Genomic DNA, 14,361 nt, shown 5'->3' on the forward strand with positions numbered 1-14,361 from the left:
TGCTCAGCCGTGCAAGTTCCCAGTTTTGTTAGCGACTCTCAGGGAGACACCACCAGCTCAAACTCTGCACGAAGCAGCTACACGCCGTCACCGGACACTAAAACATCGGGCAGTTCAATTGGCACCTCGACGACGCGCAACACCACACTGCGCTGCAGGCGGTTTCGAGCCGAAAAAGCTTCGTACGCAGCGTTGCGGCCTCCGTTACGGCGGTTCCGTGGGAAGGCAATCTCTAGGGCCGGCACGACGAGGTCGAAGTAGTTTGCCCCGTCGATCAGGTTCTGCTGGATAAACGATGATGCGGCATACAACAGCTGCTCAATCTTCTTCGGTCCGAGGGACTGCAAAGTGAATTTGCACTGTACGAAAATGCGCTCTCCTGGAGCATCGGCGACGAGATCGATGCCTCGATCCAGGTAGCCCAGTGATGATCGCTGTTCGACCACGTAACCTCGGCGCTCGTAGTCGAGGCATGCAAAACGTTCGAAGACGTAGCCAATGCCGCCACGGGCAAGCGCTCTCGATGGAATTAGGGAGATCTGAGAGCCATCCGCGTCGAAGACGGAAATAGACAAATCGGCGTTTATCGACGGCCGCCCTCTTCGAAGTTGAGCGCTTAATCCTGGCTGCATTTCGGGTTGTATGTGGCTTTCGATTTTTCCGCACGGTAGACGACGCCGTAACCTCTATTTCACGCCATCGGCCGTAGCCTTTGAACGCACGATATCCATTATCTTCTTGACGTCGTCGAGGCTCAGCTTCTCCAGCAATTGCAGTGCGGGAGGCTTCTCCATGTGCTTGCCGTCCAACGTCACGGAAGCGTTGTACGCGATCGCGTCGACTGCCTTTGCGATCAGCACCTGTTGCAATTGCTCCGCGTCGACTTGCAGGTCTTGCAACTGCTTCTTGTAGCTCTCGTATGACGATGCCAGTGCCTCTTTGTGTGCGTATTCCTGTTGCAGTCGCTCGTACTGACTCCGACGCGTGGCCGAGAAGATTGCCACCCAAACCACCGGTACGATGATAGGAAGGCGCGTGAGCATGGTGCGTAACACGTCCTGCCAGTCACGAGCTTGAACAAGCTTGATTTCCAGCGGAATGATGCTGATGGAATCGGAAACGATGAACAGGCCACCAAGGAACAAAAGTCCCAGCGCAGCATAGAAAGCCTGCGTGTACCTTGAGATCGGCTTTTGGAAACTGTCCCTCATGGACTTGTAGGCAGTGGCCAAGCCCGCGCTGGCTGCCCCTGGCAGCAATGAGTCGATCTTGTCAAACATTGCTTGGTGTCTGGTGCGATGCTCTGCTTCAAACTTGGTCAGTTGAGCGATGCGGTCATCCAGTTCCGCTTTTAGGCCTCCCTCACGACGATCATCATCCAGGCTCGCCTTTGTACCGAAGATCCGATCATGGAATCCTCCCAGTTCGCTGCATTCGGCTTTGACTCCCTTCAGCATTGAATCAAGCTGGTCGTGGATGGTGCGAATTTGCTTGTCGGCCGCAGCAATCTGAGCGGATGTCGAATCCGGCCCATGAATGAGCTTGAGGTGCAAGGCGTCGATTTCCTGAAGGCGACTCTGAATTTTCTCAGACCAACGCTCGACGAAGGTCTCCATGGAAACGTTGCCATCGATGCCTTCGAAGAGGTAGGCATCGAAATTTTGAGCCTTCTGCTCCATCGCTTCAATATTGTTCAGCCGCGCCCGGGCATCACCTTCCGCCGCGGCCAGCACGGCTTGAGCGTGCGAGCCTCGTTCCTGAAATGACCGCGTGTAGCTGGCCACCTGATCAGAGAATGCCTTGACAGCAACTCCAATGGCTTCCAGTGCTTGCTCTGGCGCCACCATGTACGGTCTTACGTAGGACAGCAGGTTGTCGGCATTCTCGTTAGCGGCCACCAGATGATTTACGCCCCTGCTGGTTGAGAAACTGCGAATCTGGTTAAGGCAAGCCTGGGCCTGGCTTTCGCAATTGCTCCACACTGACCGGGGGATCAACTCCAGATCAACATGGCTGATGATCTTGTCGATGAATGCCAAGGCTTTCTTCAAGCGGGCCGCTTCTTCTACGGCTTCCACGACAGTTGTGTCGTCAACCTCCAGCTTTCCGGCCTCAAGCATTAGGTCAGCCCACACTTGCTTGAACGGGTGTTGCTCGAACTCGCGTTTCCATCTCGTCATGTCGCCTCCCTCATGGCAGCCAGTCTCGCCGGACTGTTCCGCCGAATGCCTGCTCTTGTTCGCTTCCTAAGCCAGGGTAAGCGGCGCGAGCAGGACCATGTTGTTGGAATAGTGATCAAACTGGCAAGGCCCATCGCATTCGGAAAGGGTGGGCTTGGCTTCTGCAGTACAGGCGGCAGTTCGTAGCGTCACGCATGCGCTGTTGATCTCAATGAGAAGGATACTTGATGGACGAAACGCCGCACGGAACCTGTCAGGCTTTATTCGTATGCCGACACAGGTCGATGTCGATGGGCTTGCCCCTTAAGAGTCGCTCAACAAAGTGGTGGTCCCAAAATTCCGATAGATTGCGGACTTTTTTCCCACCACGCCGCAGCATCCAGCCATTCGCATCAGACGGGATGGCACGATGGATCGAACCCACAGATCGACGCTGGCATGGCGACCCACTTTCGCTGCGGCCCTGTTCGTCAGCCTGCTGCCTGCGGCACACCAGGCCGCCGCAACCGATGACGCGGAGATCGAACGCGATCGCCTCGCCGCCATCGTTCGCCAGTTGGACCTGATCGATCGCCTCGTCGGACAATCCTCCACTGCCGCGCCCGGCGTTCCCGCCCGATACCGCTTCGACTACCCGCGCCTGAACGCCGATCTGCAGCGTGTGCGGGCCGGCATCCGCGATTACCTCAGCCCGCAGCGCGCCCAGCCGCGCGACCCGGCTGCCCTCTCCGGCGACTACCGCCAGGACGCCGGGCAGGAGCGCGAGCGATGACGGCCCAGCAACTGTCCGCATTCCAGGCCAATGGCGGCTTCGACGCCTCCGCATCCCTCGGCCTGCTGGTCGGGGCCGTGTTCGCCATCCTGCTGCTGTGGGGCGTGTGGGCATTGCGCACGGCCTATGTCGGCTGGTCGGAGCAACGAATTTCCCAGCGTCAGTTCCTCGGTGTCGCGATGCGTTTCGTCGCGATGTACCTCGTGCTGACTTTCTTCCTTCTCTCTTGACGCAAAGGCAGGACACCATGAATCCGGTCCCCTCCCATCGTTCCTTCCTCCGCTGGCCCGTGCGCCTTTCGGCGCGGGCCAGTATTCCCGCGCTGCTGCTGTCGTCATTCGCGCAGGCCCAGGGGTTGCCCACGCTGGAGGACCCCACCCGCGGCGCGGGCAGCGGCATCATGGAAACGCTGCGCAACTACGCCTACGACATCGTGATGCTGGTGGCACTGCTCGTCGTCGCCTCCATGTTCATCGGTGTCTGCTACCACGCCTACGGCACCTACGCCGAGATCCACAACGGCCGCAAGACCTGGGGCCAGTTCGGATTGAGCGTGGCGGTCGGTGCGGTGCTTTTAGTGGTCGGCATCTGGCTGCTCACCAAGGCCACCGGGATTCTGTGAGGGCATGGGCATGGCCGAGCACGATATCCGGCCCGATGGCACGGTCGCATTCCTCCCGCACCGGCTCAACCGCCATCCCGTGGTGGTCCGGGGCCTCACGGCCGACGAGCTGTGGGTCTGCGCCGGAATGTCGGGCGCGGCGGGGTTTGCGATGGGGGTGCCGCTGGCCCTCCTCGCCGCCTCGATCGCCGTCGTGCCCACCGCCATCGTGCTGGCCATCGCGGTCGGCGTGTTCGTCGGCGGCGGTGTCCTGCGTCGTCACAAGCGCGGTCGGCCCGATACCTGGCTGTACCGGCAGATGCAGTGGTGGATCGCACGCCACCAGCCGGCGCTGGCCTGGCTGTTCGGGGGAGACGGCCTGGTGATCCGCTCGGGCTGGTGGTGCACCCGGAGGACCACGACGTGAGCCGGTTCAAGAACGAAATCACGCAGTTGCGCGCACACATCCAGACCCTGCGCCTGGGCGCTGGCGCGCTGCTGCTCATCGCCCTGGTGATGGGCGCGGGCTGGTGGAGCTCGCCGCGCAACCTGACCATCCATGTGCCACCGGACCTCCGGTCGGGCAGCACCCGCAAATGGTGGGAGGTTCCACCGGAGAGCGTGTACGCGTTCACGTTCTACATCTGGCAGCAGCTCCAGCGCTGGCCGACCAATGGCGACGAAGACTATGCGCGCAACATCCGTGCGCTGTCGCCCTACCTCACGCCGGCCTGCCAGGACTTCCTTTTGCACGACTACGAACTGCGCCGCGCGGCGGGCGAGTTGCGCCAGCGCGTGCGCGGCATCTACGAGATTCCGGGGCGCGGCTATGGCAGCGATCCCGCGCTGCGCGTCAAAACCGTGTCCGAACGGGACTGGCTCGTCACGCTGGATGTGACCGCCGACGAGTATTTCGGGGCGGAACAGGTCAAGCGCGCGCTGGTGCGCTACCCGCTCAAGGTCGCGCGCTCGGACATCGATCCCGAACGCAACCCGTTCGGGCTGGCGCTGGATTGCTACAGCACACCGCCACAACGCATCGCTACGCCCGAACCTGCGCCCGCCCCTGGCCGGCCCTCGGGTGTGCTCGGTGGCGCCTTGGGAGAGACACCATGAGACACACCCGTTGGTCCATCGGCCTGCTGCTGTCCGCAGCCTACCTGGCCACCCCGGCGCAGGCGCTGGAAATCCTGCGCTGGGAGCGGCTGCCCCTGGCGGTGCCGCTGCATGTCGATCAGGAGCGTGTCGTCTTCATCGACCGCAATATCCGCGTGGGCGTGCCGGCATCGCTGGAAGGACGGTTGCGGGTGCAAAGCGCGGGCGGCGCGATCTATCTGCGTGCCAGCGAACCGATCGAACCCACCCGGCTGCAATTGCAGGACGCCGATACCGGCGCACTCATCCTGCTGGATGTCGCCGCCGAAACGGCCGGGGTTGGCCAGCCGGCCTTGGAGCCGGTCCGCATCGTCGAGGCCGATGCCGCCGCCGTGCGCTACGGCGATGCAAAACCCGCGGCAACCATCGAGGATGCCGCCGAAGGGCCGGGATCATCGCCCCGCACGCCGCGCGAGACGCCGATCCCCGTCGTTCTGACCCGGTACGCCGCGCAGAACCTCTATGCCCCCTTGCGCACCGTCGAGCCCTTGAGCGGTATCACGCGCGTGAACCTCCCGCGCCACCTGGCGCTGGAGACCCTCTTGCCGACCGTCCCGGTGCGGGCGCGGGCCCTGGCGGCCTGGCGGCTCGATGACCTGTGGGTCACGGCCGTGCAACTGAGCAATGGCTCCCCGCGCACGTTCAGCCTGGACCCACGGGACTTGGTGGGCGACTTCGTGACGGCCACCTTTCAGCACGGGACACTGGGGCCTGCCGGCCAGCCGGACGACACCTCGGTCGTCTATCTGGTGACGAAGGGGCATGGCCTTGCGCAATCGCTGCTGCCCGCCATCGGCCGGATCGATGCCGCCGCCAACCTTCCGAAACCGGCCCAGCGCCCGCAGGGAGCCTCCCATGAAAAGTAATGGCCTGCTCAAGTGGTTGATGGTCCCGCTGGCGCTGGTGCTGGTGTTCGCGGGCATCCAGCTGTTCTCCGGCGGCAGCGCGTCGTCGCCCCGCCCGCCCGGCACCCGGCTGACCGCCGAGGAGGCCAAGACCCTGGGCATCGATGCCGACACGCCGCGCGACACCGTGGCGACCCTGGTCGGCCAGGTCAAGCAATTGCGCACCGAACTGCAGGGTGCCCTGGCGGACAACAAGACCCAGCAGGCCGAGAACGAGCGGCTGCGCCAGCGCGAGGGCGCGATCGACCGGCGCATCCAGAGCGCGCTGGACGCCGAGCGCAACCAGTTGCGCACCGACCGCGATCAGGTCGCAGGCGAGCGCCAGCAGGCGCAAGGCCTGCTGCAGGAGGTGCAGCGCCAGATCGAGGGGCTGGCCGGGAAAAGCGGCGATGCCGACCTGCCGGTCGGTCTCGGACTGGAGCCGGATGCCAAGGGCGCCCCCGGCGCGCAAGGCATGCGCTGGATCGAGCCCGACGATGCGCGCCGCGACAAAAAGAGCGGCGTGTCCGATCAAAATTTCAGTTTCCCCACCCGGTTCGGGATGGACAAGGCCAACGGGGCGTCCGCCGATCACACCACGGACCCTGCCGGGCAGACGCCAGACGTCTCCACCGCCAAGCCGGTCTATACCGTACCGACCAACGCCACCCTGATGGGCTCCATCGCGATGACCGCGTTGATCGGGCGTGTGCCGGTGGATGGCACCGTCAACGACCCCTATCCCTTCAAGGTGCTGATCGGGCCGGACAACCTGACGGCCAACGGCATCGACATTCCCGACGTCGCAGGGGCCGTGGTGAGCGGCACGGCCTCCGGCGATTGGACCCTTTCATGCGTGCGCGGCCAGATCCGCTCGGTCACCTTCGTCTTCGCCGATGGCACCATCCGCACCGTGCCGCAGGATCGCGGGCGCGGGTCCGGCAATGGACAGCAGAACGGCACGGGGGAAGGGAATGGCAATGCCGACAGCAATGGGGCGCGGGAAGGCCTGGGCTGGATCAGCGATCCCTACGGCATCCCCTGCGTCAGCGGCGAACGGCGCAGCAATGCACAGCAGTATCTGGGGACGCAATCGCTCATCACCGCAGCGGGAGCCGGTGTCGCCTCCTTGATCAAATCCGACAATGGCAGTGTCGCGGTCGTCGCCAACAACAACGGCTCGCTGGGCACGGTCGGCATCTCCGGCAACGAGGCGATGGGCCGCATCCTCGCCGGCGGCGTGCAGGACATGTCGCAGTGGGTGAACAAGCTCTACGGCCAGGCCTTCGCTGCCGTCTATGTCCGGCCCGGCGCGAAGGTGGCCGTGCACCTCGAACAACCCCTCACCATCGACTACGACCCGAAGGGCCGCAAGGTCGATCATCGCCTCGGAGGAGCCTTGCATGCGCAGGACCTGGATTAACGGCATGGCGGCGCTGCTCGCCGCCCTCGCGCTGGCGGGCTGCTCGACCAGCAAGGAAAAACTCCTTCCCCACGACGACCAGACCATGCTCGACGTCTGGAACGCGGAAACCGGCGGCAGCGCGGGCCCGGGCCGACAGGCCGGGCAATTGCTCGACGCCCGGCAGTCGCTGCGCCGCCCGCTCACCGAGGCGGATGTGAAGGCAACGCCTGCGGGCCAGGCGAGCTACACCCGCACGGCGCGCAACGAGATCGATCGGCAGTTCCACCGCCTGCCCAATCCCGACCTGGCGATGTACGTGTTCCCCCATCTGGCGGGCACCGATCCCGTGCCGATTCCGGGCTACACCACCGTGTTCCCGCTGTACCAGCGGGTGCAGTACGCGATGCCCGGAGAACGGACCGAGGACTACTGATGCGGTGGCCCTTCCAGCGCCATCGCCAAGCCGCACCCGACGCTGGCGCGGACGCGCCGCCGCCCGATGCCTGGGAGCGCCACGTCGCTGCGTTGGCGGCGCAAGGCATCGCCGAGCCGGGCAAGCCGCGCGGCCGGGCAACGCGCCCTGCGACGGTCGCCGACGAGCAGGCGCTCTACGACGTGACCCCATCGTTTGCCGACATGCTGCCCTGGGCCGAGTACCTGCCCGACTCCCAATGCATGCTGCTGGAGGATGGCACCTCGGTGGCCGCGTTCTTCGAGCTGCAGCCGATCGGCACGGAAGGCCGCGAGGCCGACTGGCTGATGCAGGCGCGCGATGCCGTAGAAAACGCGCTTCAGGACAGTTTCGATGAACTCGATGAATCGCCGTGGGTGGTGCAGTTCTACGTGCAGGACGAGGCGGACTGGCACCACTACCTGCAGACGTTGGAGAACTACGTGCAGCCGCGTGCGCAAGGGACCGCCTTCAGCGCGTTCTACCTGCGGTTCCTGGCCCATCATCTGCGGGCGGTGGCCAAGCCGGGCGGCTTGTTCGAGGACCACACGGTCACGCGCCTGCCCTGGCGCGGTCAGACCCGCCGCGTGCGCCTCGTCGCCTATCGGCGTGTCCACCAGACCGCGGCCCGCAGGGGCCAGTCACCGGAGCAGGCGCTGAACGTGATCTGCGAGCGATTGGTCGGTGGCCTGTCCAATGCCGGCGTGCAATCGCGCCGCCTGGCCGCTGCGGACATCCATGCATGGCTGCTGCGCTGGTTCAACCCTTGCCCGCCCTTGTTGGGTCCGAGCGCCGAGGACCGCGAGCGCTTTTACCGCCTTGCGGCCTATCCCGAATCCACCGATCCCGGCGAGATCGAGATGGCGAGCGGCACGGATTTCGCGCAACGCCTCTTCTTCGGCCAGCCGCGATCGGATGCCGACAACGGTCTTTGGTATTTCGACGCAATGCCGCACCGGACCATCGTGCTGGACCGGCTTCGCCTGCCGCCCGCCACGGGCCACGTCACCGGGGAGACCCGCAAGGGCGGCGATGCCATCAACGCGCTGATGGACCAGATGCCCGAGGACACCGTGATGTGCCTCACGCTGGTCGTGACGCCGCAGGACATTCTGGAATCCCATCTCAACCAGATCGCCCGCAAGGCGGTCGGCGAGACGCTGGCGTCGGAGCAGACGCTCAAGGACGTGCGGCAGGCGCGCGGCCTGATCGGCAGTTCGCACAAGCTCTACCGGGCCTCCATGGCGTTTTACCTTCGGGGACACGATGTGGCCGAGCTGGACGCGCGCGGCGTGCACCTGGGCAACGTGCTGCTCAACGTGGGCCTGCAGCCGGTGCGCGAAGAGGACGAGGTGGCACCGCTCAATAGCTATCTGCGCTGGCTGCCGTGCGTCTATGACCCGGCCAAGGATCAGCGTCAGTGGTACACGCAACTGATGTTCGCACAGCATGCGGCGAACCTGGCACCCGTGTGGGGCCGCAGCCAGGGGACGGGCCACCCCGGCATCACCTTCTTCAATCGCGGCGGCGGGACCGTGACGTTCGACCCGCTGAACCGCCTTGATCGGCAGATGAACGCCCACCTGTTCCTGTTCGGCCCGACCGGCTCGGGCAAGAGCGCCACGCTGAACAACATCCTCAACCAGGTCACCGCGATCTACCGGCCACGGCTGTTCATCGTGGAAGCGGGCAACAGCTTCGGCCTGTTCGGCGACTTTTCCAAGCGGCTCGGGTTGACGGTGCATCGCGTCAAGCTGTCTCCGGGCTCGGGCGTGAGCCTGGCTCCGTTTGCCGATGCCTGGCGCCTGGTCGATACACCCAGCCAGGTGCAGACCCTGGACGCCGATGCACTGGACGAGGACAGGGAAGAACGGGGCCATGCCGCGGATCACGACGAACAACGCGACGTCCTGGGCGAACTGGAGATCACCGCCCGCCTGATGATCACGGGGGGCGAGGACAAGGAGGAGGCCCGCATGACGCGCGCCGACCGCAGCCTGATCCGCCAATGCATTCTGGATGCGGCGCAGCGCTGTACCAGTGAGCGGCGCAACGTACTGACGCGCGACGTGCGCGATGCGCTGCGAGAGCGCAGCCGTGACAGCACCTTGCCGGAAAGCCGACGCACGCGATTGCTCGAAATGGCCGATGCCATGGACATGTTCTGTCAGGGCGTGGATGGCGAAATGTTCGACCGGCCAGGCACGCCGTGGCCCGAGGCCGACATCACCATCGTGGACCTCGCCACCTTCGCCCGCGAAGGCTACAACGCTCAGCTGTCGATCGCCTACATCTCGCTCATCAACACGGTGAACAACATTGCCGAGCGCGACCAGTTCCTGGGCCGGCCGATCATCAACGTGACCGACGAGGGACACGTCATCACCAAGAACCCGCTGCTGGCACCCTATGTGGTGAAGATCACCAAGATGTGGCGCAAGCTCGGCGCCTGGTACTGGCTGGCGACGCAAAACCTGGACGATCTGCCCAAGGCGGCGGAACCGATGCTCAACATGATCGAGTGGTGGATCTGCCTGTCCATGCCGCCCGACGAGGTGGAGAAGATCGCACGGTTTCGGGAGTTGAACGCCTCCCAGAAGGCCCTGATGCTGTCGGCACGCAAGGAGGCGGGCAAGTTCACCGAGGGCGTGATCCTGTCAAAGTCCATGGAACTGCTCTTCCGTGCCGTGCCGCCCAGCCTGTACCTTGCCTTGGCGATGACCGAGCCGGAGGAAAAAGCCGAACGCTTCCAACTGATGCAGGAGTTCGGTATCAGCGAACTGGAGGCCGCCTTCAAAGTGGCTGAGAAGATCGACCGCGCGCGCGGAATCGAACCTTTGGCGTTCGATGCGCTGGACTGAAACTGGCGGATGGCAGAGCCCATGCAGAGCGCCCCGACAAGGCGCACCGCCGCACTCAACGTCCCACCCGATCGACCACCGACCTCGGGTCAATTGTGACAATACGCATCAAACTGGCGGAATAGTTACGCTTCGACGCATTTAGACAGGTCTGGCGCAAGGGGGAAATGGCTCGATATTCCATCTGTCGGGATATGATCGCGGCCATTTCAATGTAACGGTCCGATACACGGGCCTGCAAAACATGACCCGCCGCGTCACGATCCAAACGCCCCTGGGAGAGCAACTGCAGTTCCGGCAGTTGCAGGGCAAGGAAGCCATCAGCCAACTGTTCTGCCTTGACCTGGACTTGTTGAGCGACAGCAAAAGCATCGACCCGAAGGCACTCCTGGGCAAGAACGCCACGGTCGTGGTGGAAACGCAGGGCGGCGGCCGGCGCTACCTGGACGGCATCGTCACCCGCTTCGGCATGCAAGGCGAGGACCACCGCTCCTATTCCTACCGGCTGCGCCTGCAGCCCTGGCTGTGGCTCGCCACCCGCAAGACCGATTTCAAAATATTCCAGAACAAGACCGTTCCGGAGATCGTCGAAGAGGTCCTCGGAAAATACGGCTACCCGCTGCAAAAGAAGCTCACCCGCAGCTACCGCAGCTGGGACTACTGCGTGCAGTACGGCGAGAGCGATTGCGACTTCGTGTCCCGGCTGCTGGAGCACGAAGGGGCGTACTACTACTTCGAGCATGCCGCAGGCCAGCACACCCTGATCCTGGCCGACGACATCGTCGCCTCGCACAGCCCGCTGCCCGGGGCGGCGGTCATCCCGTTTTATCCCCCCGAAAAAGCCGCCGTTGCCGACAAGGAGAACATCCACGCCTGGGAACTGCACCAGGCCATCCACTCCGGGCGGCACTACAACGACGACTACGACTTCCAGAAGCCCCGGGCCGACCTGTCCAACATGCGCCAGACCCCGCCAGGCCACGCGCACGACGCCCACGAAATCTACGAATGGCCGGGCGGCTACACCCAGTTCGGCGACGGCGAGGCCTATGCCCGCGTGCGCCTGCAATCGAGCCTGACCGGCCAAAGCACCGTCCGGGGCCAGTCGCGCCACCGGGCCCTGGCCCCGGGCTACACCTTCACGCTGGAGAACTATCCGCGGGAAGACCAGAACCAGCAATATCTGCTGACCGGCATCGAATACCACTTCAAGGAAAACCCCCAGGTCAGCGCCGCCGCCCCCGGCCCCAAGGGCACACCGCAGGAAGAAGGCTCGTTCCAGAAGTTCACCCTGCAAGCGCAGCCCACCAGCCTGCCCTACACCCCTGAGCGCACCACGCGCAAGCCGCGCACCACCGGCCCGCAGACCGCCGTGGTGGTGGGGCCGCCCGGCGAGGAGATCTGGCCCGACCAGTACGGACGCGTCAAGGTGCAGTTCCACTGGGACCGCATCGGGGCCATGAACGAGAACTCCAGTTGCTGGGTGCGGGTATCGAGCAGTTGGGCGGGCTCCGGGTTCGGGGCCGTCTTCATTCCCCGGATCAACCAAGAAGTCGTGGTGGACTTTCTCAATGGCGATCCGGACTACCCGATCATCACCGGCTGCGTTTACAACGCCGACAACATGCCGCCGTGGGCGCTGCCGGGCAACGCCACGCAATCCGGCATCAAGACCAAGTCGAGCAAGGGCGGGGCGTTCGGCGACGGATTGAAGAACGGCGCGGGTGACGCCAACGCCATCCGCTTCGAGGACAAGGCCGGGGCCGAACAGCTGTGGCTGCATGCGCAAAAGGACCAGCTCACCGAAGTGGAGAACGACGAGGACAAGTGGGTCGGGAACGACCGGCGCAAGACCGTGGACCGGGACGAGACCAACGTGATCCACCGCGACCGCACCGAGACGGTGGACCGGAATGAGGACATCACGGTCCACAACAACCGCACGGAGCGGGTGGACCACGACGAGAAGATCAGCATCGGGGACAACCGCCGCGAGGACGTCGGTATCGACGAAACGGTGAGCATCGGCAAGAACCGGACGAAGACCATCGGTCGCAATGAGAAGGACAAGATCGGCAACAACTGGTCGATCAAGGTCGGCAGCTTCAAGACCGAGACCGTGGGCCTGGCCTACCTTCAGAACGTGGGGCTGGCCAAGATGATGAACATCGGTGCGGCCTACAACGTGAACGTGGGCGCGGCCATGATCGTCAACGTGGGCCTGACGCAGAGTACCAACGTGCTGCTGAGCCGTTCCGTGACCGTGGGGCAGAGCGAAACCAGCAAGGTTGGTAAAGACCGCACCGACAGCACCACGGAAAACTACACCGAAACCGTGGGCAAGAATTCAGAAACCACGGTCGGCGAGGTGCGCACGCTATCGGTCGGCAAGGAAATGTCCGTGACCGTGGGCGACGCCATGGAGATCAAATGCGGCAAGGCCGTACTGCGCATGACCAGCGACGGCACCGTGCAGATCAACGGGCAGACCATCAACGTGGCCGGTAGCTCCAGCGTCACCGTCGCGTCGCCGAACACCAACGTCAACCCCACGTAACCGGAGCCACGCCATGGCCATCGTGCAACCCATTGCGCCTCCCACCGCGCCATCCCCGGGCGATTCCCCCGATCCTGCGGGCACCGTGCACCTGTGGCAAGCCACCGTGTCATCCGCCACTGCGCAGCAGGACACCTACACCGTGGTGCTGGGGACCGAAACCCTGGAGGCGCGCGTGGGGGTCATGCTGCCGCTGCTGGTGCCCGGCGACGAAGTGCTGCTGACGCGCACCGGCGAGGGCCGTGCCGTCATCACCGCCGTTCTCAGCCCCTCAGCGGCGGTGCCTTGGGACGACCGGCCCATCCGGCTGCAGTCGCACCAGTCGATCACGCTCGCTGCTGGCTCCGCGACACTGCGTCTCACCGCCGAGGGCCTGGCCCGCATCGTCGCCCTCACCATCGAGCACGACGCGCGCGATCTCGTGGACATCGACGCCGCCGAAGTCCGGATCAACTGATCCGCTGGCTCCTCAAAGATGGATTTGCACCCCGTCCGCCCGTCCCTGCTCTCCCTGCGGCAGCGCATGCCGCCACGTCAATGCGAAGTGGCCATGCTCGGGCTCGATGGTCACGGTGTCGAAATCCGGGGACGCGCTATGGCTCTTGCCGTCCGCCGTCCAGTACACGCGGGGCCGGATGTCGGGCAGGGTGATCTGCGACGGGCCCTGGGCACTCAAGTGGACCCACTGGATCGATGTGCCGGGTTTCACCTGCTCGAAAGAAAACTGCATCCTCGGATGCGCGCAGTTCCAGGCCGCAGGGTCGAACGATTGGGGCATCCGCCCCACGATACCGGGCGCCTGCAACTCCGCCGGTCCATAGCTGCCCAGCAGCTTGCGCCGCGGGAGCCAGGTGCGGCCGAAGCAGCCGAACCCGGCCGGCACCGGCGTGTCGCCGGAAGCGCGGATCAACTGATCCGGCCATTCGAGCCGTGGCAGCGGCAAACCATCGGGCGGCAGGCCTGCACTGAAGCCCAGGCCTGTCGGATTGCCCGGTGCGAAGGCCTGCGCATCGGCCGGGTCCTGACCGCCGTAGGCCAGGTGATAGGCCACAGGCACGCGCAGCGCGGGTGCCTGTTCGACCGCCACCGGGAACAACCCCAGCCGCTTGCGCCACACGCGCTCGCCGAAGACGCGCACCGTGCGCGACTCGCGGCCGATCTGGAGACCGGCATCGAACGACGCCACGGGCTTGCCGCCTGGCGCGTAGGCCACGGCGTTGACGATGACGTCCACCCGGGGCTTGAACGGCACCAAATCGCTCTCGAAGCGCACCACGCGTTCCATGCCCGGCGCATCAAAGAATTGATCGCCCCGCAGGATCGGCAACCCCTTGCCCTGCGTCACCAACCGCGACCGGAAATCCAGCGTGGCCTTGACCACCACGATCCTCTGCAACCCGCCGTCCACCCCGTAACCGGGAAGGATTTGTACGGCAAAAGGCGTCAAATTCTCCAGCATCGTATGTCTCCCTCCTGTTTTTGGCCTGATCCCAAC

At 64.5% G+C, this 14,361-nt stretch carries 14 protein-coding genes; 11 read left to right on the forward strand and 3 right to left on the reverse strand.

Going from position 1 to position 14,361, the window contains the following annotated elements; genetic code table 11:
- Positions 1 to 77: 77 nt before the first annotated feature.
- Both M5C98_RS15860 and M5C98_RS15865 read right to left on the reverse strand, forming a co-directional pair.
- The gene (locus M5C98_RS15860) at positions 78 to 575 is read right to left on the reverse strand and encodes a restriction endonuclease (protein WP_272548403.1); all 498 of its coding nucleotides are present in this window, start codon (positions 573 to 575) and stop codon (positions 78 to 80) included.
- A 111-nt stretch (positions 576 to 686) separates the two neighbouring features.
- Positions 687 to 2,180, reverse strand: a complete 1,494-nt coding sequence (locus M5C98_RS15865; RefSeq protein WP_272548404.1) for a hypothetical protein — start codon at positions 2,178 to 2,180, stop codon at positions 687 to 689.
- Positions 2,181 to 2,589: 409 nt separating this feature from the next.
- Here M5C98_RS15865 and M5C98_RS15870 point away from each other — a divergent pair, with 409 nt between their 5' ends.
- The 11 genes from M5C98_RS15870 to M5C98_RS15920 all read left to right on the forward strand — a co-directional run bounded on the left by M5C98_RS15870 (position 2,590) and on the right by M5C98_RS15920 (position 13,323).
- On the forward strand, positions 2,590 to 2,952 hold the full coding sequence (locus tag M5C98_RS15870) for an integrative conjugative element protein, RAQPRD family (protein ID WP_272548405.1): 363 nt from the start codon (positions 2,590 to 2,592) through the stop codon (positions 2,950 to 2,952).
- Complete coding sequence (locus tag M5C98_RS15875) at positions 2,949 to 3,182, forward strand: TIGR03758 family integrating conjugative element protein (RefSeq protein WP_272548406.1); 234 nt, start codon at positions 2,949 to 2,951, stop codon at positions 3,180 to 3,182. The genes M5C98_RS15870 and M5C98_RS15875 overlap by 4 nt, the downstream gene beginning before the upstream one ends.
- Positions 3,183 to 3,199: 17 nt before the next feature.
- Entirely contained in the window at positions 3,200 to 3,574 is a 375-nt protein-coding gene (locus tag M5C98_RS15880; protein ID WP_272548407.1) for a TIGR03745 family integrating conjugative element membrane protein, read from the forward strand.
- Positions 3,575 to 3,584: 10 nt separating this feature from the next.
- The gene (locus M5C98_RS15885) at positions 3,585 to 3,980 is read left to right on the forward strand and encodes a TIGR03750 family conjugal transfer protein (protein ID WP_442867187.1); all 396 of its coding nucleotides are present in this window, start codon (positions 3,585 to 3,587) and stop codon (positions 3,978 to 3,980) included.
- On the forward strand, positions 3,977 to 4,669 hold the full coding sequence (locus M5C98_RS15890; protein ID WP_272548409.1) for a PFL_4703 family integrating conjugative element protein: 693 nt from the start codon (positions 3,977 to 3,979) through the stop codon (positions 4,667 to 4,669). The genes M5C98_RS15885 and M5C98_RS15890 overlap by 4 nt, the downstream gene beginning before the upstream one ends.
- A complete protein-coding gene (locus tag M5C98_RS15895; protein ID WP_272548410.1) occupies positions 4,666 to 5,574 on the forward strand; it encodes a TIGR03749 family integrating conjugative element protein in 909 nt (302 codons plus the stop codon). Before M5C98_RS15890 ends, M5C98_RS15895 begins: the two co-directional genes overlap by 4 nt.
- Positions 5,564 to 7,015 carry a TIGR03752 family integrating conjugative element protein gene (locus tag M5C98_RS15900; RefSeq protein ID WP_272548411.1) on the forward strand — a complete coding sequence of 484 codons (1,452 nt, stop codon included), beginning with the start codon at positions 5,564 to 5,566 and terminating at the stop codon, positions 7,013 to 7,015. Before M5C98_RS15895 ends, M5C98_RS15900 begins: the two co-directional genes overlap by 11 nt.
- Positions 6,996 to 7,430 carry a TIGR03751 family conjugal transfer lipoprotein gene (locus M5C98_RS15905; protein ID WP_272548412.1) on the forward strand — a complete coding sequence of 145 codons (435 nt, stop codon included), beginning with the start codon at positions 6,996 to 6,998 and terminating at the stop codon, positions 7,428 to 7,430. Before M5C98_RS15900 ends, M5C98_RS15905 begins: the two co-directional genes overlap by 20 nt.
- Entirely contained in the window at positions 7,430 to 10,309 is a 2,880-nt protein-coding gene (locus M5C98_RS15910; protein ID WP_272548413.1) for a conjugative transfer ATPase, read from the forward strand. The genes M5C98_RS15905 and M5C98_RS15910 overlap by 1 nt, the downstream gene beginning before the upstream one ends.
- Before the next feature lie 244 nt (positions 10,310 to 10,553).
- The gene (locus M5C98_RS15915; protein WP_272548414.1) at positions 10,554 to 12,866 is read left to right on the forward strand and encodes a type VI secretion system Vgr family protein; all 2,313 of its coding nucleotides are present in this window, start codon (positions 10,554 to 10,556) and stop codon (positions 12,864 to 12,866) included.
- Between the two features lie 13 nt (positions 12,867 to 12,879).
- On the forward strand, positions 12,880 to 13,323 hold the full coding sequence (locus tag M5C98_RS15920; RefSeq protein WP_272548416.1) for a hypothetical protein: 444 nt from the start codon (positions 12,880 to 12,882) through the stop codon (positions 13,321 to 13,323).
- A 12-nt stretch (positions 13,324 to 13,335) separates the two neighbouring features.
- Here the strand turns inward: M5C98_RS15920 and M5C98_RS15925 are convergent, their stop codons facing one another.
- Entirely contained in the window at positions 13,336 to 14,325 is a 990-nt protein-coding gene (locus M5C98_RS15925) for a DUF2169 family type VI secretion system accessory protein (protein WP_272548417.1), read from the reverse strand.
- Between the last annotated feature and the right edge of the window lie 36 nt (positions 14,326 to 14,361).

Source organism: Acidovorax sp. NCPPB 3576 (genome assembly GCF_028473605.1).
Taxonomy (GTDB): Bacteria; Pseudomonadota; Gammaproteobacteria; order Burkholderiales; family Burkholderiaceae_C; genus Paracidovorax.

Coding starts and splice junctions, on each gene's coding strand:
- M5C98_RS15910 (WP_272548413.1), top strand. CDS start 7,430: ATGCGGTGGCCCTTCCAGCGCCATCGCCAAGCCGCACCCGACGCTGGC.
- M5C98_RS15885 (WP_442867187.1), top strand. CDS start 3,585: ATGGCCGAGCACGATATCCGGCCCGATGGCACGGTCGCATTCCTCCCG.
- M5C98_RS15870 (WP_272548405.1), top strand. CDS start 2,590: ATGGATCGAACCCACAGATCGACGCTGGCATGGCGACCCACTTTCGCT.
- M5C98_RS15875 (WP_272548406.1), top strand. CDS start 2,949: ATGACGGCCCAGCAACTGTCCGCATTCCAGGCCAATGGCGGCTTCGAC.
- M5C98_RS15865 (WP_272548404.1), bottom strand. CDS start 2,180: ATGACGAGATGGAAACGCGAGTTCGAGCAACACCCGTTCAAGCAAGTG.
- M5C98_RS15915 (WP_272548414.1), top strand. CDS start 10,554: ATGACCCGCCGCGTCACGATCCAAACGCCCCTGGGAGAGCAACTGCAG.
- M5C98_RS15880 (WP_272548407.1), top strand. CDS start 3,200: ATGAATCCGGTCCCCTCCCATCGTTCCTTCCTCCGCTGGCCCGTGCGC.
- M5C98_RS15900 (WP_272548411.1), top strand. CDS start 5,564: ATGAAAAGTAATGGCCTGCTCAAGTGGTTGATGGTCCCGCTGGCGCTG.
- M5C98_RS15905 (WP_272548412.1), top strand. CDS start 6,996: ATGCGCAGGACCTGGATTAACGGCATGGCGGCGCTGCTCGCCGCCCTC.
- M5C98_RS15895 (WP_272548410.1), top strand. CDS start 4,666: ATGAGACACACCCGTTGGTCCATCGGCCTGCTGCTGTCCGCAGCCTAC.
- M5C98_RS15920 (WP_272548416.1), top strand. CDS start 12,880: ATGGCCATCGTGCAACCCATTGCGCCTCCCACCGCGCCATCCCCGGGC.
- M5C98_RS15925 (WP_272548417.1), bottom strand. CDS start 14,325: ATGCTGGAGAATTTGACGCCTTTTGCCGTACAAATCCTTCCCGGTTAC.